Raw genomic sequence first — 24,048 nt, 5'->3', positions numbered from 1 at the left:
TCTCAGTCCTTATTTACCCCAACGAAGAGCAACTGCTCCCCATGTTAATCCGCCGCCAAAACCAACAAGTATAATTAAATCACCGTCTTGAATACGTCCGTTTTGCAATTCCTCTACCATTGCAATCGGAATTGAAGAAGCTGATGTATTACCGAACTTCTCAATTGTCATACTCATTTTTTCTTGTGGTAAATTTAACCTCTCTCTTGCAGATTCCATAATACGAATGTTTGCTTGATGCGGTACTAAGAAATCCACATCTTCTTTCGTAAGACCAGCTTTATCTAAAACACGAAGACAAGATTCACCAAGTTGACGAACGGCAAATTTAAAGACTTCTCTGCCATTCATCATAACATACTCGTCTTGATATAGATGCTTGCCGCCGCTTCCGTCTGCTCCTAATTCGAAAGATAGAACGCCTCTTCCTTCTGAAACTGCTCCCATTACGATAGCACCGGCTCCGTCTCCAAATAATACCGCTGTATTTCGATCATTCCAGTCTACAATTTTAGATAGCTTATCACTACCAACTACTAATACGTTTTTATAAGTCCCAGTTTGAATAAATTGCTGCGCTGTAATCATTCCGTACATAAAACCAGCGCATGCTGCACCTACATCCATTGCAGCTGCATGTTTCGCTCCAATCGCTTCTTGAATGACACAAGCTACTGCTGGAAACGCACGATCTGGTGTTACTGTCGCTACTAAAATAAGATCGATATCTTCTCCGCTAACCCCTGCATCTTCAAGTGCTTTTTTCGCAGCCTCTACGGCCATATATGAAGTATCTATTGTATCATCGGCAATGCGTCTTTCTGCAATTCCCGTTCTCGTACGAATCCATTCATCGGATGTATCCATTATTTTCTCTAAATCGTGATTTGTGACTACTTTTTCTGGCACATATCTTCCGATCCCTAAAATGCCCACGTTCACATCGCAGCCCTCCGTTTTATATCAATTATTATGACTTGGTACTAATTTTAAAACATAAATGTATTTTTGTCTAGAATATATTTCGCATAAAACAGAAAGCTAACGCATTATCCACTTTATTTTTCATTAAAAGAAACAGAATCATACCTTTTCGTGTTTCATTCCAAATAAAAAGGCCCGAACCGCTTCCACTCACGATTCGAGCCTCTCCTCCATCAAAAAAGAAGAATTTTATTCTTTATCTGCTTTTCTTCTAAACTAGAGAGTTCTCTTCACTACTTTTCCTTTATCCTATTCATATCTCTGGTTTTCCCCCAGGCGAGAATAAAAAAGGCCCTGACCGCTTCTATCCACGGTTCGGGCCTCTCTTCCATCTTAAAAAGATGCTTTTTATTCTTTATCTGCTTTCCCAAGCTCATAAGCTTCGTTCATAACTTTCATTAACAACTCTAACACCGGCTGTGCTTTCTCCATATCAAGTGCAATTCCGTTATCATCTAAAATTGCCTTCGCTTCCGGTAAATGCTTCATTGCGATTTGTAAAAACTGCATGCTTTTTTCGTTCATATTATACTCTTCCTCTCCATTAAAACTTTCACATACAATAGTGTAACACGCGTGCTACTCTTCGTATAACTCTTTATATTTTTTCATGTGTGCCAGTTGCTTATTTAAACCGTATTCTAACGGAGTATTTCTTTTTATCGAAATGACTTCAATAGCCTCATCTCTTATTTCATTATTATTTTTATTTACTTTATCATCCGCGCGTAAAAGATTCATACCTTTTTCCCATAATGACTGTTTACCACTAAGTAAATTGTATATACCAAGATGCGCCCCGTTCGTTCCATTTTCCCATAAGTATTCACATACATCTTCAATGTAAAGCAAATCACTTCCTTTTTCCTCACTCGTACAACGGCACTCTTTCTCGTCTAATTCTGATAAAATGAGCTGATGATACATCATAAAGGATGGTTGCCACGGTCCATATAATGTAGGAACTCGAAATACACTATATTTTAAATTCCCTTTTTTCAATCCTTCTTCTACTTTCAAAAATAGGCGCTTATTTTCGGATTCACCTGTACTACTTACTTCAATAGAAGAAATTAAATTTAACTTCACTTTTTGTTCTTCACACATTCTTATAATTCGCTTTAAATATTGTAATATGACTCTTTCATTCCGAAATCCACATTGCTGATTTGGCTCATATAAGCAAAAGTAGACAGTATCGAATCTCTCTTCCTCTACCGATCTCCATCCATCTTCATCTCTTATCGAATAATACGTAAATAACGCATTTCGCCCAATTAACAATAACTTCTCTTCATTAATTTTGGTCACACTATCGAATTCATCAAAATCAAGACCATACACTTCTACTTCTTCTGCGATCATTTTATTCACAAGGTGATAACCTACAAACGTAAGTGCACCTATTATCAGCACGCGTTCCATACCACCAACCCTTTCCCTTTGAAACAAATAGCTCCTCATTTATGTATATGGGAGCTTCACAATTCTTCTTCATATTTTTTAAAGAAATCGGTCGTTTGCCTAACCATTTTATATTTCACATCTTGCAGATGGAATAAGACAGAAGTATCACATTGATTTAATTGCCTCATTTTCTCATATCTCCGCAACTGCTGTTTTCTTCCTCTTTTTTCTTGTGTTGATACGAAAATTTTAACAGGTACACAAGATGGAAGAAGCGTAAATGATTTCTTATTTATTTTTAAATCTAATTCTTCTTCTTTGGAATCATACGCCAAACTTAATTCCTTCACGAGTCTCTTGTAAAAAAACTTATGCTCTTTCTCAAAACCCACATATTCTGGTAAATCTAAACACGGATTTAACATAACAACAGAACGAATACATTCAGGATATTTGTTCATCATTTCAAGTGCCACAAGCGCTCCCATACCATCTGCCATAATGTGCATCTTCGCATTTAACGTCTCTTTTCTCAAAACAACATCATATAAACGTTTTGCCAGACGAACAGATTGATCGTTCCCCCAATGTCTTCCGTATAAATTAGAGGAAAAGACCGTGTAGCCTTGCTCAATAAGACCATGTAAGAAATAAGATTTACCCGCATGTTGTGTCCATAAACTTGTACCATTCTCAATAAAGTAGTTATAATCACCGAGGAGCATAACAGAAAATCCATTTGGCTTCTCCGGTAAATAAATGACACATGGTTCTTTTTCTAAGTAAAAAAAACGTTCCGTAATACTCATTTTTCCCCCGCCTTATTTTCTAAACATATAAAACCACTCTTTTATAATGTATGAACGGAATGCAAATTTGCGTTGAAAAATCTACAAATATTTTTCTATATTCTTTTTTCAATTGTGTTACAATAAGGACAGATTGAACGAATAGAGGTGTAAAATATGCGTTTCATTTGGGCATTAATTTGGTCGTTCTTACTTGTACATATGATGAGCTACGTAATTGGCTCTATGACTGGCGGTACATACGATTTTAACCAAGCGTCTATTTTCTCAGTTGTTCTTGCTGTATTAGTACTCGCAATTTCAGCTGCAATTCCAAACGAGCCAGTAGAACAACACTAAAAAAAGAGTCCGGATTTTATCCGAACTCTTTTTTATTTTCATTTCACATGAACGACTAATTCGTTATTTTCTACATCAACAACTACGTGACTATTGTCTGTGATTGTTCCTGCAATTAATTCTCTTGCTAATTTCGTTTCCACTTGACGTTGTACGTATCGTTTTAATGGACGAGCTCCGTACATTGGGTCGAAACCAGCTTCTACAACAAATTCTTTTGCTGCATCTGTTAATTCTACTGTAATGTGACGGTCAGCTAGACGGCCTTGTAGTTCTTTTACAATTTTATCAACAATGCCTTTAATTTCATTCGTTGTAAGAGGTTTGAATAAAATAATTTCATCAACACGGTTTAAAAATTCAGGGCGGAAATGTCCTCTTAATTGCCCCATTACAAGGTCTCTTGATTCCTCTTTAATCGAACCATCTTCTTCTAATCCCTCTAGTAAATGAGCAGATCCAATATTTGAAGTCATAATAATAACTGTGTTTTTAAAGTCTACTGTTCTTCCTTGTGAATCTGTAATGCGTCCATCATCTAACATTTGTAATAAAATGTTGAATACTTCTGGATGTGCTTTTTCGATTTCGTCTAACAAAATAACTGAATATGGTTTACGTCTTACCGCTTCTGTTAATTGACCGCCCTCTTCATATCCTACATATCCAGGAGGCGCACCAATTAAGCGTGACACAGCGTGTTTCTCCATATACTCAGACATGTCAATACGAATCATTTGCTCTTCACTATCGAATAAAGACTGCGCTAACGTTTTTGCAAGTTCTGTTTTACCAACACCCGTAGGGCCTAAGAAAATGAAGGAACCAATTGGACGATTCGGGTCTTTAATACCAGCGCGTGCACGAAGAACCGCGTCTGATACTAGGCTTACTGCTTCCTCTTGTCCGATGACACGCTCTGATAAGATTTGCTCTAAGCGTAGTAATTTCTCACGTTCGCCTTCAACAAGTTTAGCAACAGGAATACCAGTCCAGCGTGAAACAATATCTGCAATTTCTTCTTCACTTACTTCCTCACGTAATAAACGATTTTCTTCTTTATTATGCGCGCCCATTTCTTCCGCTTCTTTTAATTCTTTTTCGATTGCAGGAATTTTCCCGTGACGAAGTTCGGCTGCTTTATTTAAATCGTAATTACCTTCTGCTTCTTCTAATTCACGGCGCAGACGTTCTAAATGTTCACGTAAGTCACGAACTTTGTGAATGTCTTCTTTTTCTTTCTCCCATTTCGCTCTCATACCACTTGCAACTTCTTTTAAATCCGATAATTCACGTTGCAATGTTTTTAGACGCTCTTGGCTACCACGATCCGTTTCTTTTCCAAGAGCCGCTTCTTCAATTTCCAGCTGCATAATACGACGCGTTACTTCATCTAATTCTGTCGGCATAGAATCGATTTCTGTACGAATTGTTGCGCACGCTTCATCAACAAGGTCAATCGCTTTATCCGGTAAGAAGCGATCTGAAATATATCGATCTGATAAAACTGACGCTGCTACAATCGCACGGTCATGAATATTTACACCGTGATAAATTTCAAAGCGTTCTTTTAATCCACGTAATATGGAAATCGTATCTTCAACAGTTGGTTCTTCTGCTAATACTTGTTGGAAACGTCTTTCTAGTGCTGGATCTTTTTCAATATATTTACGATATTCATCTAATGTTGTCGCCCCGATACAATGCAGTTCACCACGAGCAAGCATCGGTTTTAACATATTTCCTGCATCCATCGCACCTTCTGTTTTACCAGCTCCAACGATTGTATGAAGTTCATCAATGAATAATAAAATGCGTCCTTCACTCTTTTTAATTTCATTTAATACAGCTTGCAGACGCTCTTCGAACTCACCACGGAATTTCGCACCTGCTACGAGCGCACTCATATCTAACGCAAAAATCGTTCTATCTTTCAATCCTTCAGGTACATCCTTTTTCACAATACGCTGTGCTAATCCTTCAACGATTGCTGTTTTACCAACACCTGGCTCACCAATTAAAACAGGATTGTTTTTCGTTTTACGTGAAAGAATGCGGATAACGCGTCGAATTTCACTATCTCGGCCGATAACAGGATCAATTTTCCCGGCTCTGACTTCTGCCACTAAATCACGGCCATATTTTTCTAACGCTTCATAAGTTGCTTCTGGATTTTGACTAGTCACTCTTTGATTCCCCCGAACTGTCATTAAAGACTGTAATAAGTTATCTTTCGTAATATGCAATCTTGCAAATAATTGATTTATATCGCCTTTTTCTTCGGAAAAAGCAAGCAATACATGTTCGACTGAAATGTAATCATCCTGCAATTTTTCTGCTTCTTTCCCTGCTCTTACAAGCAATTGTTGCAGAGCGCTCGTTACATACAATTTTCCAACCTCTGCACCGCTCCCTGTTACAGAAGGTTTCTTTTTAATTAAGCTTTCAGCGCTTTGCTTTAATGCTTCTATATCAACATTCATTTTTTGAAATATACGTACTGCTAATCCATCTTGCTCTTCTAATAATGCAAGTAATAGATGAACAGTATCCACCTCTTGGTGATGATGAGATACCGCTAAAGATTGGGCACTCATAATCGCCTCTTGTGTTTTTGTTGTCATTTGATTTAAGTCCATCTTTACAGCCCTCCAAAAGTTTGACTTTCTTTGACCTTTGATTTGATTATACGCCAACTGACTTTTTTATACAATAATTTTGCCTATGTATTTTCAAACTTATTATTGGAAAAAGAAAAAGGAAGCATTCATTATATTGTTTTAAAAATACGGTAAATGAAATTATAATGTGTAACGACAAAAAAGCCGCAATAACGATTGCGGCTTCTGTTACGGTTTTCTTTTATATGTCCACTGACGGTTATGATTCGTATTATCTGGAAACTTTTCACCGGCAGTTAATTGTACCATTTGCGGATTTTTCACCATACTTCCCGTTTCACCAATTTCTACATAAATACCATCATTCGGCGCTTTTTGTCCAGAACGAAACCTGCGATTTTGTCCCATTTTCATTCTCCTTCCATGACGTCTTTGCCTCATTAGTATATCCATTTTAAAAGAAAGGTTTTCTGTCATGTTTAGGAAACAGTACTACATCTCGTCCTTGTACATATATATGAATGATACAAGCGTAAGGAGGGATTTCTTTCCTACTTGTAGAAAAAAAAAGAAACCAACCTACTCTAGGCTAGTTTCAAAGGAGAGTCAAACATATACGAGAAGATTACATGTTCATTATAAGTCTCATCACACGAGCAATGTAACCCTTTTCACAATTTGTACATAATGAAAGAAACATTGTTTGAACTTTCTAAAAAGATGTTGACTTTTCTTAATTTCCAACGATAAATAGTAGACACCGCAGCACTTTGAGACGTAAGATGGATATATAGTGAAATTTCCATCTATGGTGATTTCACCGAGTCTAACCTCTTATTTCTGCATATTAAAAACGGAAATACAGATAGATACAAAAAAATTATTATAAGAGGTGAAATTATGAACAAACAACATTTAATCGCATTAGACTTAGACGGTACTTTATTAACAGACAACAAAATAATTTCCACTCGAACGAAACATACAATTGCAAAAGCAAAGGAACAGGGACATATTGTTGTTATTTCAACAGGACGTCCATTCCGTGCTAGTTATGATTACTATAAAGAACTTGCTCTTAACACACCTATCGTAAACTTTAACGGTGCTTACGTACATCATCCTCTTGATTCAAGCTGGGGAACACATCACTCTCCTCTTGAGCTAGCAACAGCGCAAGAAATTGTACGAGCTTGCTTTGATTTCGGCGTAAAAAATATATACGCGGAAGTAATGGACGATGTGTATGTTCGTGAAATTGATGAAGATAAAAAACATATTTTCGAATTCGGCTCTCCTAAGATTTTTACGGGAGACTTATTAAATATTTTAAACGATCATCCAACTTGCTTATTAATTGATGCACATGACGAGCATTCCACTGCAATTCGTCAACATTTAACGGATATGCACGCGGAAGTAATCGATCATAGAAAATGGGGCGCACCTTGGCCGATTATTGAGATTGTGAAAAGCGGATTAAATAAAGCGGTTGGATTACAAAAAATTTCTAGTCATTACAACATTCCACAAGAGCGAATTATCGCTTTCGGTGACGAAGATAATGATTTTGAAATGATTGAATTTGCTGGTCACGGCATCGCAATGGGGAATGCCATCCCTGAATTAAAATCACTCGCAAACCATACGACGCTAACGAACGAAGAAGATGGTATCGCTTTATATTTAGAAGAGGTTCTTGGGTTGTAATCTAAAAATTCCCTACTTATAGTTTCCTGCCAAATGTCCATACTATAAGTAGACGCAAGAGACATCGCGTCGATTGTTTTCAGCTAAATAAAGGGGGTTTTTCGAATGGGTAAAAAGAACAAATCAAAGCGTTTTATCCAACAAGGAGCCGATGCTGTTATGAAGCATGATGCAAGATTCCCGTACAGAGGTACATTAGCTGAGGCAGAAAAGGCAAGAAGTAACTCTTCTTTTGGAGGGGTTTAAATGGGGAACTTACTATTCCAACAAGCTAGAGATGCTGTTGAAAATGCCGTATCTTGTTCAAGCGGTACTGAGCAACAAGATCTCGTATATAGAGCAAAAAATGCTTTGCAATCCGCTTACGCAAACTCTTCAACTACTGAAAAAGTTCAGCTCCGTGAAATGCAAGAGCAATTGCAAAACATTACGAATGTACATTAAAAAAGAGGACCAACTTCGGTCCTCTTTAATCTTTCCGAAACAATCCGAACACCCCAACTGTTTGCAGTATATTTGTAAATGCACCTGGGTCCACTTGTTTAATAATCCTCTCCAATTCGTATAACTCGTAACGGGTAATAACCATCATTAACATTTCTTTATTTTCATTCGTATAAGCACCTGTTGCTGGTATCGTTGTAATTCCTCTTACTAATCGCGAGTGAATCGCCTTTCTTACGTCCGCCCCATTCTTCGTAACAATTAATGCTGTAATCTTTACATGACGAGTATGAATTGCATCAATAATTCTCGTCGATACATATAAAGTCACTAACGTATATAACGCTTTTTCCCATCCATATACATAGCCAGCAGCGATAATGATAATTGCATTAAAAAAGAAAAAGTATGTACCGACAGGCTTATCTTTTATTTTTGATAAAATCATAGCGATAATATCTAATCCACCTGTAGAAGCACCCCACTTTAAAGCAATCCCTACTCCAATTGCCGAAATAATCCCGCCAAAAATCGCATTTAATATGATATCATTCGAAACCGCTCTAACAGGGATGATTTCTAGAAACAAAGTCATAAATATAACACAAAGAAAACTAAAAAAGGTGAAGGCCTTTCCAACCTTTTTCCACGCTAAAATAACGACAGGAATATTAAATAAGCTAAACAATACTCCCGTAGATATGTGAATCGATAAAAAATCACCTAATATTTGTGATAATAATTGAGACAATCCAGCAAAGCCGCTCGCATACACTTTCGCTGGCGTTAAAAATAAATTCATCCCAATCGCGTTTAATAAACCTGCGATGATTACAACGATTAACTTCTTTATAAGTTCAGTATAATTCAACTTCAAATCCATTTCGAATCCACCTTTACCCTTCATAAATGCACCGCTATACATAGTCTTTACGAAAAAGGAAATGATAAACGTACAACGTTTAGAAATGGAGTTGATACATATGCCACATACGAGTGATAACGACAAAAAAGCACGCGATAATAATGCAAAACGCACACAAAAAAATGAGCAAGAGCAAAAAAATATTCAGCAAGGTAAACGTGCATACTCTAAAAAGACCGATCACCTTTGATTCCATCGTACATCAACAATTATGTTGATGTACTTTTTTACATTTTAAAGGAAAAAAACATTAAAAATTCACTTCATGTTCACTTCTATATTCTACAATAGCGATAACATATTCGGATGAGGTGTTGGCATGAGAGGGAAACATATTTTCATTATTACTGCACTAATAAGTATATTGATGCTATCTGCTTGCGGACAAAAAAACGGATCAGCTACAGTCGCCACAGCAACAGACTCGACTGTTACGAAGGACGACTTCGAAAAACAATTGAAAGATCGTTACGGAAAAGACATGCTATACGAAATGATGGCACAAGACGTCATCACAAAAAAATATAAAGTACCTGATGAAGAGGTAAATAAAGAAGTAGAAAAAGTAAAAAAACAATATGGAGATCAATTCAAAAAAGTATTAGAAAATAATCGTTTAAAAGATGAAGAGGATTTCAAAAATCAAATTAAGTTCAAACTTGCTATGAATGAAGCGATTAAGAAAAGCATTACAGAAAAAGACGTAAAAGATCACTATAAGCCAGAAATTAAAGCGAGTCACATTTTAGTAAGTGACGAAAATGAAGCGAAAGAAATAAAGAGTAAACTAGATGCTGGTGCTTCATTTGAAGAATTAGCAAAACAAGAATCACAAGATCTACTATCAAAAGATAAAGGTGGAGACCTTGGATACTTCAATTCAGGTACAATGGCTCCTGAATTCGAAACCGCTGCCTACAAACTAAATGTTGGACAAATTAGCAATCCCGTAAAATCATCAAACGGTTATCACGTTATTAAATTAACTGATAAAAAAGATCTAAAACCTTACGATGAGGTAAAAAACTCTATTCGCAAAAACTTAGAGGAAGAACGTACTGCTGATCCTGCATTCAGCCAAAAATTGTTACAAGAGGAATTAAAAAAGGCGAATATTAAAATAAACGATAGTGATTTGAAAGATACATTTACTCTTGTTTCACCGCAAGGAAATTAAAAAAGCACAACCTTATCTTTTTACATAAGGTTGTGCTTTTTAATCTTCTATCTTATTTCTTAAAGTAAGTCCAACCTTCTTCTTGGTAAACTTTTTCTTCTTTCATCAATTTACCAAGTGCGCGCTTAAATGCAGCTTTACTCATGTTAAAGCGTTCTTTAATATCTTCCGGATGGCTCTTATCCCAAAACGGCATTGCTCCGCCTCGTTCTTCCATATATGCATAAATTACTGCCGCATCGTCTTCCATTCCTTCTTCTTTACGAGGAAGAAGTGAAATGTTAATTGTACCATCATCTTTCACGTCAATAATACGGCCCGTTACACGCTCACCGATGCGAACTTGTTCTTTTCTTTCTGTATGGTGTAAGAAAGCACGGAAATGCTCATCAGTTAGTATGAATGAACCAACTTGAAGCGAACGATATACACGTCCATTTACGTTTTTATTACGCATAGATGGTGTCGCATCTACAACGATTTCTTGCATATCACTATCTCTTGCCGGAAGAGCAATTAAACGATCACGATTCGTTAATTTTAACGTACAATATAATTCGTCGCCTACTTCTGGCCATACCGGCATATAAATTGGGAACTCATCAGCTGGAATTAGTATATCTTTTGACACACCAATATCAACAAACACACCTAAACTAGGAATAACTTCTACAACCTTTACCCAGTTCCAATCATAAGTTGTAATAATCGGTTCCTTCATTGTTGCTGAAATACGATTTTGGTGATCAAGGTATAAGAATACATCAATCGTATCGCCTTCTTCAATTTCTCCAGCTACTTCGTTTTTATGTAGGAAAATTTCTTCTTCTTCATTCCCAACCATATATCCGATTTCCGTTTCGCGTAAAACAGTTACCTGTTCAATCGATCCTATTTGCAAATACATATTTTTTAATTCCCTTCTATATATATAAAATTATCTTTTTTATCATTCCAAACAAAAGTTAATTATAACATGATTTTTCCTGTATTTGTCCAACTGCCCAAAATTCACTATAATAAAATGAGGTTCCATGAATATAAGTACGAAAACACTTAAGTCTAGACTCGTTTTCAGCTATACTTTAGTATGTACAGTACATAACAAGATTAGAAATTTATTTGGAGGTGCTAACTATGGCAAAAGATAGTTCTTTTGACATCGTTTCGAAAGTAGAATTACCTGAAGTAACAAACGCAATTAATATCGCATTAAAAGAAATCCAAAACCGATATGACTTTAAAGGAAGTAAAAGTGATATTAAATTAGAAAAAGAAGTACTAGTTTTAACTTCTGACGACGAGTTCAAATTAGACCAAGTAAAAGACGTTTTAATTTCTAAACTTGTAAAACGTAACGTTCCAATTAAGAACTTAGATTACGGAAAAGTTGAAGCTGCAACTGGCAACACTGTTCGCCAACGTGCAACACTTCAACAAGGTATCGATAAAGATAACGCTAAAAAAATTAACAACATCATTAAAGAAATGAAATTAAAAGTAAAAACACAAGTACAAGACGATCAAGTACGTGTTACAGCGAAAAGCCGTGATGACTTACAAGCCGTAATCGCAGCTGTTCGTAGCGCTGATTTACCAATCGACGTACAGTTCATTAACTACCGCTAAAAAGAAAACTCCTCTTAATTAGAGGAGTTTTCTTTTTGTCTTGTAGAGACAATATTACAAGAACAAACCATAGAAAAAAGGGTATGTGCGGTAAAAATCACTAAGTAAATTGAAAATAAGGAAAAGACACCTTAAGACGTTTTCCCTTCGATTTGAATTACTTTTCTTAGTAATTACATCCTAGGCCAAAGTCATCTTAAAAATTGCTATAACTCATAATTCCTCTCCTCGCCAAAACGTAACAATTTATGAGTATAAGAATATTTTCCAACCTTTAATGTAATGTAAAATTAATAAGTATTTTAAAAAATGTTAATTAAAAAAGAGTTAGAAGTGGTTATTTGAAGAAATTAATATTATGGTTTTTATTGGCCACATTCTCCCTAAATACTGTAGGATGTTCTAATAATACGAATACACTAACGGATAAGTCTAACTGTATCAACAAAGCTTGGTACAAAAAAAATATGTCATGTAATCATTTAAAAAAACATTAAATAGTTAATGATAAAGGTCATAAAAAAAAGACACCTCAAAGTGCCTTCCTCCGACTTGAATCATCTCAATCTTAACAATATTTGGATGTAATTAAAAAGAAGCATAAATTGTTAATAAAGATGCAGACTTCAAAATAAAAAGTACACTAAGTAAACTCTTATTCAAAAATTTATATTAAACACTAATATTTTAGAAGCAAGTTTATAAGTGTAAAACCTACAGGGATTTCCCCTGTAGGTTTTATTATATTTCAAGTGATTTCCAAATGTATTATGAGTGGCTTTTTTCAGTTTGGTTTTCAAAATATTTTTCTTTAACCATTTTTATCAGATTTTCTTTTTCTGTTAGTTCAAATATAAATAATGCTTTTTTCATGTTATTTGCAATATCTTCTTCATTCTGTTGTTTAAATCTTAATAAATTCCATCCTTTTAAATAGTAAAGTTCACCTAATAAGTATAGAGTATTTAGATTAATAGCTAATTTGATGCCCTTATCAATGTATTTTACCGCTTCTTCATATTGATAGGTCATACCTAAACATTTCGCTAAATTAAAAATGATTTTTAATTTAATCGCTTTATCTCTCGGAAAATCTAACTTATTAAAATTAGTTAAACATCTTCCTAATATAGTAATACTTTTATCATATTCTTTATTTTCCGCATAAAATATAGACATTGTCTGCATAATATCTATTTCTCTTTCTGATAAAAAATCAACATTGGTTAAAGTTAGTTTTAATGCATTATTTAAAAGCTTTAAAGCAGTTTTTATGGATCTGTTCACCTCAAATACAGCAATTGCTTCATGCCATAGGAGAAATTGTTTATCTTCTTTTGCCTGAAAATTTTTTTCATCTTTCTCTTTTTTCACGATTTCATAAAGTTCTTTATATTGTTTTTGCTTTAAGCAATCTTTTATTACACATTTTACATTTTCTACATATTTCAACTTTTTGTTTTGAGTTAATGCAAATATATTATTTGGGTCAATACCAAGTCTTTCTGATAATTGATATAACAATATACTAGATGGATAAATCATACCTTTTTCTATTTTGCTAATTTGACTTTGCGAACATATTCCATGACATAATTCGGATTGTGATATATTTTTTTTAATTCTAAGCTCTTTAATGGTAATACCCAAATCGTAAAATTCCATTTTCCCACCTACTATTTAGTACTATATTAGTATAAGAGTATTCTCTAACTTTTAATGTAATGTAAAATTAATATAGTTGCAATTATTGTTTGTTTCAAAGGTCTTTCTCTATCCGTATTGACACAAAAACAGGCTAGGAAGAAGACTTTCTCCCTAACCTGGCCCCACCGAACAAACTTACAAATCCAATAAGAAGACATGAACATAGAGTGCGTAACTTCTCATCTCATCTACGTTTCCTTTTAACTGCAATTAAAAACGCAATAAATAATACATTCACACCAACGATTAAGGAGATAAATAACCAATTCACACCTGTTTCTCTGTTAACTTTATACACGTTTGATTCTTCACGCTTTAAAACGAGATAAAATTTTCCGTTTTCCTCTCTTATAATTTCATCCTGCAACAATCCTCTTAACTCTTGTTTTTCACCAATTGCACTTGCAGGTAAGGAGACTTTTTGTGTTTCTTTCGTATTATTAATTGCTACTAAAGTTACTTCATCTTTATATTTTCGTTTTAGTATGCTCATCCCGCTCTTATCATACAGAAGCTCAAACGTACCGCGTCGTAAAGACGGTCTCGCCTGCCTAAGTTCACCTAGTTTTGTTATGTGCTGCATAAATTTTTCGTCTGACTTAAAATCCATTAATCGTCTATTATCGGGTACACTTCCTCCATCTAATGCAATTTCAGTTCCGTAATAAAAATTCGGAATCCCAGGTGATGTTAACAAATATGTAAGCGCCAGTTTTAAACGTGATGGCGGATAATACATATTTTCTTTTGCAATACGCGCATATCTTTTTGTTTCTTGATCATCTAAAAACGTAACAAATTCCCCTTCTTTTTTACTCACATCGTATAACGATTTCACCGATACATCCGCTTTGGAAAACGATTCTACTATTTTTTCGTTGTATTCGCTATCCTCCTTTGTCATAATACGAAAATCTTTCTTTATCACTTGCATATCTTTTTGCGCGTTATCCCAAAAGGAACGCGGCTTTTTTTCACTATGTATAACATAGCTTCCGTCTAAATCAACTTCTTTTATCCACCATTTCATTGCGTCAATTACCTGTTGTTCGTTTTCTCCAAGCGGAAATTGAAATACAACTTTCATTCCTTTTGCCTGAGCTTCTTTTACAAGTTCTTTCACATCATTTTCTGTCCCGAAATGTTCATTTACCTTTTTAAAATTTCGCACGTCTAATCCATCGTACTTTCCACTTTCAAAAAGTGGCGAAAGCATAACGGTAGTAAAACCCATTTCTTTTATGTAATCCAACCTTTTTATAATTCCTCTTATATCCCCGCCTTGATACCCTTCTAAATTACCAACTTCTAACTGTTTGTCATTTTTCGGTTCTCCATTATTGAAGCGATCAATCATAATGGAATAGATAACTTCGTCTCGCCACTCTCTTTTTTCGTCTGCAAAAGTATGTATTGGTACAAACAAAACAACAGCTAAGCAAAAACAAATGAATAGTTTCCTAGTCCGTATTTTTCCCACACGCATCCCCCAAGTTTTTTAATTGTAAGAATATTATACCAATTTTCTGAATGAAACGCATATGTCGATTTCAACCCTCACAAAATAATACATGTTAGATTTCCTAACATCGTGTATATAATTTTCTGAATTTTTAGTTGATTTTTAGTTTAATTTCGAATATGATATGAAACATAACAAAATGATGTTATTTTTTCTAACATTACAGGAGGGAAAATCATGAATATGGGAGATACGGTTTTTATGTTTGTAACGACAGTAATGGTCATGTTAATGACACCAGGATTGGCACTTTTTTATGGAGGTATGGTTCGCAGCAAAAATGTACTCAGTACAACGATGCATAGTTATAGTGCAATGGCTATCGTTTCGATTCAATGGATTGTTATCGGCTATTCTTTATCATTCGGACCAGATTGGCACGGGATTATCGGTACACTTGATTGGTTCGGGCTAAACGGAGTTACCTACGCACCAAATCCAGACTACTCATCTACTATTCCTCACAATTTATTCATGATGTTTCAACTCATGTTCGCCATTTTAACTCCAGCTTTAATTTCAGGTGCATTCGCTGAAAGAATGCGATTTTCTGCCTTTCTTATTTTTATCCTTCTATGGACAACGATCGTTTACAATCCTGTCGCTCATTGGGTATGGGGCGTCGGCGGGTGGCTAAGGGAACTTGGGGCACTAGACTTCGCTGGCGGAAACGTCGTTCACATCACTTCCGGAGTTGCTGGTCTTGTATTAGCTATTTTCCTTGGAAAACGAAAAAACATAAATGGTTCTTCTCCTCACCATTTGCCATTTACAATGTTAGGCGCAGGCTTATTATGGTTTGGCTGGTTCGGTTTTAACGTCGGCAGCGCATTATCCTTAAACGACGTAGCTTTAACTGCATTTATTAATACAAATATAGCCGCTGCTGCCTCCGCTCTAACTTGGATGCTTTCTGAATGGTTCTTCCAATCAAAACCGACTGCGATGGGAGCTGCTTGCGGAGTTGTTTCTGGTCTAGTCGCTATTACACCAGCTTGCGGGTTCGTTACACCTTTCTCCGCTCTTCTTATCGGAGCAATTGGTGGTATATTATGCTTTGGCGCCGTTTTCTTCTTAAAAACAAAATTCGGGTATGACGATACACTTGATGCCTTTGGATGCCACGGCATCGGAGGAACTTGGGGCGGTATTGCAACAGGACTATTTGCAACCACTACCATAAACGGAGATGGTGCAAACGGATTATTTTATGGAAATGCCGCTTTACTGTTCAAACAACTGGTAGCAATTGGAGCAACATATGCATTCACAATAATAATGACTTATGCCATTATTAAAGTTATTAACTTCTTCCTCCCTGTTCGGGTAGATGAGCACGAGGAACATATGGGACTTGATATTTCGATGCATGGTGAGAAAGCTTATGAACATGCAGAGCGAGCAAACTAAAAAAGAGATGCAATCTATTAGTAATAGATTGCATCTCTTTTTTGCGCACCGGGCAAAATACCCCACCTAGTATAACCGGAAATATATTAACGGTTTTTTGGATATATCAACGATTTTTCAAATATATCGATTGTTTCTTTCAATATATCAACGTTTCGACACAAGATATCGATTTACCAACAAATTCCGACATAACGAAACTGAAGAATACCCGCGTGTAACTTTACACATAAAAAAGACGACCGTTTCATAACAGTCGTCTTTTCCTATTTATTTCGGAGCATTTCCTACATATTGCGTAATATCAACATTTAATGCCTGCGCTAAACGCATACCGTATTCTTGATCTGCACGGAAGAAGTTACAAACAGCTAATAATTTTGTGCGTTCATTTACGTCTTTTAGATCATTTGTTAAGTTTGCAATTAAGTTATCTTGCTCTTCTTTAGAGAATGAACGGTAACGCTCACCTGCTTGTTTGAAGTCATTTGGTTTCTCGATTTTTTCACGAGATACATAGCCTTCTACTTTCATAGTTGAATCGCGGTAAGCTTTGTCTTCAACCGGATTCTCTGCATGACGGCTCGGTTCGTAGTTGATTGTAGATGGGTTTTGATTTACTTGCATCGCACCATCACGTTGTTGATTATGAACAGCTGCGTATGGGCAGTTTACAGGAATTTGTAAGTAATTTGCACCAAGACGATAACGCTGTGTATCTGGGTAAGAGAATAAACGACCTTGTAATAATTTATCTTCCGATGGCTCAATACCATTTACAGTTGCACTTGGAGAGAACGCTACTTGTTCTACTTCTGCAAAGAAATTTTTCGGATTACGATTTAACGTCATCGTCCCTACTTCCATTAATGGGAAGCGATCTTCTGGCCATACTTTCGTTGGATCTAATGGATCAAAGTCTAAAGAGTCCATTTCATCTAATTGCATAACTTGTACGTGTAAATCCCATTTCGGGTGATTTCCTTTTTCGATTGCGTCGAACAAGTCACGAGTTGCATGATTGAAGTCTTTCCCTTGTACTTCTTGCACTTCTTTCGCATTTAAGTTACGTACACCTTGCTGTGGTTTCCAGTGGTATTTAATGTAAACAATTTTACCTTCTTCATTAATCCATTTAAATGAATGGACGCCGAAACCTTCCATTTCACGATAACTTGCTGGTGTACCGTAATCAGAAAATACCCATGTCATCATGTGTGTAGATTCTGGAGTTAACGTCATGAAATCCCAGTAACGATCTGGCGTTTGAATATTCGTATCAGGTGCTGGTTTTAAAGAATGTACCATATCAGGGAATTTAATTGCATCACGAATGAAGAAAACCGGTAAATGATTACCTACGATATCGTAGTTTCCTTCTTCTGTATAAAATTTAACAGCGAACCCACGTGGGTCACGTGCTGTTTCAGGAGAACCTTGACCATGAATAACCGTTGAAAAACGAACAAATACAGGCGTTTCAGTTCCTTCATTTTGTAAAAATGCCGCTTTCGTATATTGCTTCATACTATTTTTCGTTACGAATACACCGTGAGCACCTGCACCACGTGCATGCACAACACGCTCCGGAATACGTTCACGATCAAAGTGCGCAAGTTTTTCTACTAAATGATAGTCTTCTAATAATACTGGTCCACGACGACCAGCTGTACGAGAATTTTGGTTGTCTCCAACTGGAGCACCTTGGTTTGTTGTTAAGCGATTATTTGGATTCATCTAGGGGGATCCTCCTCTTTCTTTCGTAGTAATTATTATTTATTTAAAATTATTATAAATTAATTATTATTCAAAACTAAATCTTTGTCAACTATTTCCTTCACTTTTTTGGAAACAATTTCAGCCAAACAGTCGATAAATGCAGATTGTGCATTCGGCATATTTGGTCTGAAATATTTGGCATTTAATTCATCAGTTACAACTTTACATTCATAATCGTTGTCATATAAAACTTCTAAATGCTCCGCTACAAAACCAACTGGGCAATATACGAAAGATTCGTACCCATGCTCTTCATATAAATCTTTCGTTAAATCTTGCACATCTGGACCAATCCACGGATCTGGAGTATTCCCAGCACTTTGCCAACCGATTGTATAGTTTTGAATATTTGCAGCTTCTGCAATTAAATCTGCCGTATGCTTTAGTTGTTCTACATATGGGTCTCCTGCTGCAATAATCTTTTCTGGCAAACTATGCGCTGAGAAAATTACGACTGCTTTCTCTTTATCATCAATTTCTGTAAACGTTTCTTTTATTTGGTCTGCCCAATACGAAATAAACTTCGGCTCATCGTACCATTGTTCAATTGGTTCAATAACAGGACCACCGATTTCTTTTGAAAGACGAATAGCACGGTCATTATACGCTTTAATGCTAAATGTAGAATAGTGCGGCGCTAATACGATACTAATCGCCTGCTCAATTCCATCTCGCTTCATTTCCTCTACAGCATCTTCTATAAATGGCGCAGTATGTTTTAAACCTAAGTAACAAGTAAATTCATACTCTGTAAATATGTTATTCATTGAATCTGTTAATTTATGCGCCTGCTCTTTCGTAATTTTTGCAAGCGGCGAAATTCCACCAATCGCTTTATAGCGCCCAATTAAATCTTCAAGCGCTTCTTCTGACGGCTTACGCCCGTGACGGATATGTGTATAATATGCCTCTACATCGTCTAATGATTCTGGTGTTCCATACGCCATTACGAGTAAACCTATTTTTTTCTTTGTCATCTATATAACACCTCAATTTTATAAATGAGAATCCTTTTCAGAACGTTTGTTTCCAATTATAACAAGCAATAATAAGTACGTCAAAATAATAATTCTAATTAAGTATTATTTATAAGGTGATTTTGAATTTTATATGACAATTTCTTTAATAAAAAGCGACTTACATAATTGTAAGCCGCTTTTCCCTTATTCCTTAATATTTACCCCATATTCTTTAAACCAAACGTGAATTTGTGCTAAATGAGCTAAAAGCTGTGGCCCAGTCATCAATTGACCAAACCATGGTGTTTGAAATGCACTGCCACCAGACTGAATTAATCCGTTCAACTGCTCTTTATCAAACAATTCGTGTAAAATTGAACCTTTATCCGTTAATAGATTTTGAAGCCATACTGTTACTGCTTTTGTATAGTGTGGATTGTGCGTTTTCGGATAAGGACTCTTCTTTCTATATAAGATGTCATGTGGAAGTACATCTTCTAACGCTTTACGTAATAGACCTTTTTCGCGGTTTTTATACATTTTCATTTCCCAAGGAATATTCCACGCATATTCGACAAGACGATGATCTGCAAATGGAACACGTACTTCTAAACTTGCCCCCATACTCATGCGGTCTTTTCTGTCTAATAATGTTGTCATAAACCATACCATATTTAAATAAAATAATTGGCGTCTTTTTGCTTCTAGCGGACTTTCTCCCTCTAAAATAGGAACTTCTTGAATCGACTCTTCATAGCGCCTTTGTACATATTGTTGTAAATTTAATTTATTTCTCCATTCTTTCTTTAGCAGTTGTTCACGTGCTTCTGTAGAGCGCATCCACGGAAAGGCACTCGATTGTAAATCATCTTCTCTATAAAACCACGGATATCCACCAAATATTTCATCTGCACATTCCCCAGATAAACCGACGACAAAATCTTGTTTAATTTCACGACAAAACCATAATAATGACGAATCGATATCTGCCATACCAGGCAAATCACGAACGAGTACTGCTTCAGTTAAATACTCTGCTAATTTTTCATTCGAAATGACGCAGCGATGATGGGTTGTTTGAAATGTCTCAGTCATTAAATTAATAAACGGAGCATCTGAATTTGGCTGGAACGCATTCGCTTTAAAGTATTTGTCATTATCTTCGTAATCAATAGAATACGTGTGTAATTGCCCTTTTCCTGATCTCTCGTATTCTTTCGCTGCGATAGCTGTAATAGCGCTCGAATCTACACCACCTGATAAAAAAGTACATAGTGGTACATCAGAAACAAGCTGTCTTGTAATGGCATCTTGTAATAAAAAGCGCGTTTTCTCTACGGTTTCTTCAAAAGAGTCTTCATGTTTTTTACTTTCTACATTCCAATATCTCCATATACATAAACCGTTCTTTGAAAATGTCATCGCATGACCTGGACGTAATTCTTTTATACCAGCATAAATACCATGGCCAGGCGTTCTTGACGGTCCGAGGCCGAATATTTCGGATAACCCTTCTAACGTTACTTCCGCCTTCACATCTGGATGAGCCAGTATCGCTTTTAACTCTGAACCAAATAGTAATCGCCCACTATCATATTTATAAAATAGCGGTTTTACACCTAGTCGATCTCGCGCAATAAATACTTGTTCTTTCTGTTCATCCCATACAGCAAACGCATATATACCGTTTAAATGATCGACACATTCTTCTTTCCATTCAATATAAGAAGCTAATAATACTTCTGTATCAGAATGACCTTTGAACGTATATCCTCTTCTTAATAATTCCTTTCGAATGTCTTCTGTGTTATAAAGTTCACCGTTATAGCAAATGGCGTAATTCGTTTCATCTTTTAAACAAGTCATCGGTTGTTTCCCGCCCTCAGGGTCCACAACGATTAAACGTTTATGCCCAAATGCGACATTGCCTTTAATCCAAACTTTATTATCATCCGGCCCACGTTTGGCTAACGTCTCAGCCATCTTCGTAACGACATCTCTTTCTCCTTCTAATGAGCGTTTATAATCCACCCATCCTGTAATCCCGCACATATAAATCATCCTTCCATCTTATTTCTTTTCTTGAACGTGCAGTAATCCCCACCCTAAGAGTGCGGATCAAAAAATGGAAAACTTGACGATAACCTACTATCCACATATGGAATAGCATTCTCACTCAGTAAAACGTGTTTTATTGTATGCCCACCTATGTCTAGATGTGTCTAGTTATAAAGAATGCACGAACTGTCTATAACAGGAATAACTACTTTTTATAAAGGAGAAATCATGTATGATACAACGTAACCATATTTTATATAACCAGCCCCGCGCTCATACAGTCGGTAATGTAGAATATATAAACAATGAATGGGTATTCTTTGATGATGAAAATGATGAAGCATTTTTATTAGAAGATATTGCCGAAGATGGTTTTGAGATTTTATATAACAACAACTGGCTACCAGCTCGTTTCTATGAACAAGATATATTACAAATCGCCAACGAACAGCACCACCTGCAAAACGGGGAAATGATACGTATTCGAAAAAAATTACTTCTTAGCTATAATGAATGGCTCGAGGAATTACCTGACTCTGTGTTCACATTATTAACCGAATCATTGCAATCACTTCACTACTCTTTATATGATTGCATGTATTGTCATAATTATTTATCTTTCTTACCGAAAGAGGAGTCACGCGAAGGAGTAAATATTCTTTTGTTTGATAACGAAGAGATGATCTGTACACTACAGCATCATTTCGTCCGTCACACTACATCCAATAAAAACATGTTCCGTTTTACGAAAGTAAATGGAGAAGAGTTACATATCGATGCGACATAAAAAGTAAAAACCACCTTAGCTCCCAAGTCTTTGAGATTATAAGGTGGTTTTATTTTCTTTATTAGAATACTTGCCAACCAATCGGTAATTTCAGTCCAAGGTAAAATACTGCTACTAATGCAACAATAAATAGCCCCCAAACTGCCCCTGTTGCTTTGTTCTTGCTCATTTTCACAAGAACCATTTCCATTCCACCGATAACTAAAATACCAGCTATCATTTTTAAACCATACCACATGTGCATGTTACTTGTTGCAGTCTTCATAATCCCCATGTACAACATGAAACCTGTCACAATAATGATAATGTACATAAGACGAAGCCCCATATGTACACCTTTACCTTTTCTTCCTGCTGAATAAAGTGAATACGCAACGAAGAATAAAATTAAACCTAACGCCCATGCTGTAATATGCATATGTACCATCGTATCCCTTACCTCCTCTTTTCACACTTTTTCACTCTATATGATAACATGTTCATTTATTTTCAGGAAATGTTTCGCTTTTTTACATTTAAATGCTATAATATTTAGAGTATTTACAAACTTCTTGTAATAACAAAAGGGGGAACAATCATGATTCAAACTAAGGATATTATCGAACTTACAGACACATATGGAGCAAATAACTATCACCCACTTCCAATCGTTATTTCTAAAGCAGAAGGTGTTTGGGTAGAAGATCCTGAAGGAAACCGCTATATGGACTTATTAAGTGCATATTCTGCAGTAAACCAAGGTCATCGTCACCCGAAAATTATTAACGCTTTAATTGACCAAGCTAATCGTGTTACGTTAACTTCTCGTGCTTTCCATAGCGATCAATTAGGTCCTTGGTACGAAAAAGTTGCGAAACTAACTAATAAAGAAATGGTACTTCCAATGAATACAGGTGCTGAAGCTGTTGAAACTGCAATTAAAACAGTTCGTCGCTGGGCTTATGATGTGAAGAAAGTAGAAGCAAACCGTGCTGAAATCATCGTTTGTGAAGATAACTTCCACGGACGTACAATGGGTTCTGTTTCTATGTCTTCAAATGAAGAGTACAAGCGTGGATTTGGTCCAATGCTTCCTGGCATCGTTGTAATTCCTTACGGTGATTTAGAAGCATTAAAAGCCGCAATTACACCAAACACAGCAGCATTCATTTTAGAGCCAATTCAAGGTGAAGCAGGAATTAACATCCCACCAGCTGGTTACTTAAAAGAAGCTCTTGAAGTATGTAAAAAAGAAAACGTTTTATTCGTAGCAGATGAAATCCAAACAGGCTTAGGCCGTACTGGTAAAGTATTCGCTTGTGACTGGGACGATGTAACTCCTGACATGTACATACTTGGTAAAGCACTTGGTGGCGGTGTGTTCCCGATCTCTTGTGTTGCAGCAAACCGCGACATTTTAGGTGTATTTGAGCCAGGTTCTCATGGTTCTACATTCGGCGGTAACCCACTTGCATGTGCTGTTTCTATCGCAGCTCTTGAAGTTTTAGAAGAAGAAAAATTAACAGAGCGTTCTCTTCAATTAGGAGAAAAATTAGTTGGGCAATTAAAAGAAATTGATAACCCAATGATCACTGAAGTTCGCGGTAAAGGTTTATTCATCGGTATCGAATTAAACGAGCCAGCTCGTCCTTACTGTGAACAACTAAAAGCAGCTGGTCTACTATGTAAAGAAACACACGAAAACGTAATTCGTATCGCACCACCTCTAGTAATCTCTGAAGAAGATTTAGAGTGGGCATTCCAAAAAATTAAAGCTGTATTATCGTAATAATAGAGAGGTT

24 protein-coding genes are annotated in these 24,048 nt (G+C 36.0%); 10 read left to right on the top strand and 14 right to left on the bottom strand.

The genetic code is table 11. The annotated features are described in order from the left end of the window. Window positions 1-9 precede the first annotated feature (9 nt). The 4 genes from fabH to ACUXVC_RS05900 all read right to left on the bottom strand — a co-directional run bounded on the left by fabH (window position 10) and on the right by ACUXVC_RS05900 (window position 3,200). Window positions 10-942 carry a beta-ketoacyl-ACP synthase III gene (gene fabH / locus ACUXVC_RS05915; protein ID WP_001100533.1) on the bottom strand — a complete coding sequence of 311 codons (933 nt, stop codon included), beginning with the start codon at window positions 940-942 and terminating at the stop codon, window positions 10-12. Between the two features lie 390 nt (window positions 943-1,332). Continuing rightward, window positions 1,333-1,509 carry a ComZ family protein gene (locus ACUXVC_RS05910; protein ID WP_001986215.1) on the bottom strand — a complete coding sequence of 59 codons (177 nt, stop codon included), beginning with the start codon at window positions 1,507-1,509 and terminating at the stop codon, window positions 1,333-1,335. A gap of 54 nt (window positions 1,510-1,563) precedes the next feature. Continuing rightward, complete coding sequence (locus ACUXVC_RS05905; protein ID WP_142947048.1) at window positions 1,564-2,436, bottom strand: NAD-dependent epimerase/dehydratase family protein; 873 nt, start codon at window positions 2,434-2,436, stop codon at window positions 1,564-1,566. A 29-nt stretch (window positions 2,437-2,465) separates the two neighbouring features. Next, window positions 2,466-3,200: a hydrolase gene (locus ACUXVC_RS05900; protein ID WP_000028690.1), complete on the bottom strand. Its 735-nt coding sequence runs from the start codon at window positions 3,198-3,200 to the stop codon at window positions 2,466-2,468. A 156-nt stretch (window positions 3,201-3,356) separates the two neighbouring features. Between ACUXVC_RS05900 and ACUXVC_RS05895 the strand changes: the two genes are divergently transcribed. Next, the gene (locus ACUXVC_RS05895) at window positions 3,357-3,539 is read left to right on the top strand and encodes a YjzD family protein (RefSeq protein WP_001211116.1); all 183 of its coding nucleotides are present in this window, start codon (window positions 3,357-3,359) and stop codon (window positions 3,537-3,539) included. A 38-nt stretch (window positions 3,540-3,577) separates the two neighbouring features. Here the strand turns inward: ACUXVC_RS05895 and clpB are convergent, their stop codons facing one another. Further along, the gene (clpB, locus tag ACUXVC_RS05890; RefSeq protein ID WP_064532900.1) at window positions 3,578-6,178 is read right to left on the bottom strand and encodes an ATP-dependent chaperone ClpB; all 2,601 of its coding nucleotides are present in this window, start codon (window positions 6,176-6,178) and stop codon (window positions 3,578-3,580) included. 210 nt (window positions 6,179-6,388) lie between these two features. Next, window positions 6,389-6,568, bottom strand: a complete 180-nt coding sequence (locus ACUXVC_RS05885) for a YjzC family protein (protein WP_000531422.1) — start codon at window positions 6,566-6,568, stop codon at window positions 6,389-6,391. A 492-nt stretch (window positions 6,569-7,060) separates the two neighbouring features. Here ACUXVC_RS05885 and ACUXVC_RS05880 point away from each other — a divergent pair, with 492 nt between their 5' ends. The 3 genes from ACUXVC_RS05880 to ACUXVC_RS05870 all read left to right on the top strand — a co-directional run bounded on the left by ACUXVC_RS05880 (window position 7,061) and on the right by ACUXVC_RS05870 (window position 8,314). Then, window positions 7,061-7,870: a Cof-type HAD-IIB family hydrolase gene (locus tag ACUXVC_RS05880; protein WP_001041231.1), complete on the top strand. Its 810-nt coding sequence runs from the start codon at window positions 7,061-7,063 to the stop codon at window positions 7,868-7,870. A 105-nt stretch (window positions 7,871-7,975) separates the two neighbouring features. Then, window positions 7,976-8,116, top strand: coding sequence for a hypothetical protein (locus tag ACUXVC_RS05875; protein WP_000516816.1), 141 nt, complete (start codon window positions 7,976-7,978; stop codon window positions 8,114-8,116). Continuing rightward, a complete protein-coding gene (locus ACUXVC_RS05870) occupies window positions 8,117-8,314 on the top strand; it encodes a DUF3813 domain-containing protein (RefSeq protein ID WP_144465546.1) in 198 nt (65 codons plus the stop codon). It abuts the gene before it with no gap. Window positions 8,315-8,339: 25 nt separating this feature from the next. Here ACUXVC_RS05870 and ACUXVC_RS05865 read toward each other — a convergent pair whose 3' ends face one another. Continuing rightward, complete coding sequence (locus tag ACUXVC_RS05865) at window positions 8,340-9,197, bottom strand: YitT family protein (RefSeq protein WP_000364431.1); 858 nt, start codon at window positions 9,195-9,197, stop codon at window positions 8,340-8,342. 100 nt (window positions 9,198-9,297) lie between these two features. On the opposite strand from ACUXVC_RS05865, the gene ACUXVC_RS05860 reads away from it, so the two are divergent. Both ACUXVC_RS05860 and prsA read left to right on the top strand, forming a co-directional pair. Then, a complete protein-coding gene (locus tag ACUXVC_RS05860; RefSeq protein ID WP_001120851.1) occupies window positions 9,298-9,429 on the top strand; it encodes a DUF3941 domain-containing protein in 132 nt (43 codons plus the stop codon). A gap of 129 nt (window positions 9,430-9,558) precedes the next feature. Beyond that, window positions 9,559-10,416 carry a peptidylprolyl isomerase PrsA gene (gene prsA, locus ACUXVC_RS05855; RefSeq protein WP_063546784.1) on the top strand — a complete coding sequence of 286 codons (858 nt, stop codon included), beginning with the start codon at window positions 9,559-9,561 and terminating at the stop codon, window positions 10,414-10,416. A gap of 52 nt (window positions 10,417-10,468) precedes the next feature. On the opposite strand, the gene ACUXVC_RS05850 is transcribed toward prsA, so the two are convergent. Then, entirely contained in the window at window positions 10,469-11,323 is an 855-nt protein-coding gene (locus ACUXVC_RS05850; RefSeq protein WP_144465547.1) for a CvfB family protein, read from the bottom strand. A gap of 230 nt (window positions 11,324-11,553) precedes the next feature. On the opposite strand from ACUXVC_RS05850, the gene ACUXVC_RS05845 reads away from it, so the two are divergent. Continuing rightward, on the top strand, window positions 11,554-12,045 hold the full coding sequence (locus ACUXVC_RS05845) for a YajQ family cyclic di-GMP-binding protein (protein ID WP_001040146.1): 492 nt from the start codon (window positions 11,554-11,556) through the stop codon (window positions 12,043-12,045). A gap of 768 nt (window positions 12,046-12,813) precedes the next feature. Here the strand turns inward: ACUXVC_RS05845 and ACUXVC_RS05840 are convergent. Continuing rightward, window positions 12,814-13,710, bottom strand: a complete 897-nt coding sequence (locus ACUXVC_RS05840; protein ID WP_000397875.1) for a helix-turn-helix domain-containing protein — start codon at window positions 13,708-13,710, stop codon at window positions 12,814-12,816. A gap of 226 nt (window positions 13,711-13,936) precedes the next feature. Beyond that, entirely contained in the window at window positions 13,937-15,238 is a 1,302-nt protein-coding gene (locus tag ACUXVC_RS05835; RefSeq protein WP_078400954.1) for an alpha-amylase family glycosyl hydrolase, read from the bottom strand. Window positions 15,239-15,451: 213 nt separating this feature from the next. On the opposite strand from ACUXVC_RS05835, the gene ACUXVC_RS05830 reads away from it, so the two are divergent. Next, window positions 15,452-16,684, top strand: coding sequence for an ammonium transporter (locus ACUXVC_RS05830; protein WP_001055850.1), 1,233 nt, complete (start codon window positions 15,452-15,454; stop codon window positions 16,682-16,684). Window positions 16,685-16,954: 270 nt separating this feature from the next. Here the strand turns inward: ACUXVC_RS05830 and katB are convergent, their stop codons facing one another. The 3 genes from katB to asnB form a co-directional block, all read right to left on the bottom strand. Next, window positions 16,955-18,421, bottom strand: a complete 1,467-nt coding sequence (gene katB / locus ACUXVC_RS05825; RefSeq protein WP_001069184.1) for a catalase KatB — start codon at window positions 18,419-18,421, stop codon at window positions 16,955-16,957. A gap of 59 nt (window positions 18,422-18,480) precedes the next feature. Continuing rightward, complete coding sequence (gene hemH, locus ACUXVC_RS05820; protein ID WP_144465548.1) at window positions 18,481-19,440, bottom strand: ferrochelatase; 960 nt, start codon at window positions 19,438-19,440, stop codon at window positions 18,481-18,483. A 186-nt stretch (window positions 19,441-19,626) separates the two neighbouring features. Further along, entirely contained in the window at window positions 19,627-21,474 is a 1,848-nt protein-coding gene (gene asnB, locus ACUXVC_RS05815) for an asparagine synthase (glutamine-hydrolyzing) (protein WP_000333991.1), read from the bottom strand. Between the two features lie 238 nt (window positions 21,475-21,712). On the opposite strand from asnB, the gene ACUXVC_RS05810 reads away from it, so the two are divergent. Beyond that, the gene (locus tag ACUXVC_RS05810; protein WP_000616066.1) at window positions 21,713-22,267 is read left to right on the top strand and encodes a DUF2777 domain-containing protein; all 555 of its coding nucleotides are present in this window, start codon (window positions 21,713-21,715) and stop codon (window positions 22,265-22,267) included. Between the two features lie 61 nt (window positions 22,268-22,328). Here ACUXVC_RS05810 and ACUXVC_RS05805 read toward each other — a convergent pair whose 3' ends face one another. Beyond that, window positions 22,329-22,694, bottom strand: a complete 366-nt coding sequence (locus ACUXVC_RS05805; RefSeq protein ID WP_000233490.1) for a YisL family protein — start codon at window positions 22,692-22,694, stop codon at window positions 22,329-22,331. Window positions 22,695-22,844: 150 nt separating this feature from the next. On the opposite strand from ACUXVC_RS05805, the gene rocD reads away from it, so the two are divergent. Further along, window positions 22,845-24,035, top strand: a complete 1,191-nt coding sequence (gene rocD / locus ACUXVC_RS05800) for an ornithine aminotransferase (protein ID WP_000616660.1) — start codon at window positions 22,845-22,847, stop codon at window positions 24,033-24,035. Window positions 24,036-24,048: the final 13 nt, after the last annotated feature.

Source organism: Bacillus sp. N6, from assembly GCF_052805735.1.
This window is presented reverse-complemented; position numbering and strand designations above follow the sequence as displayed.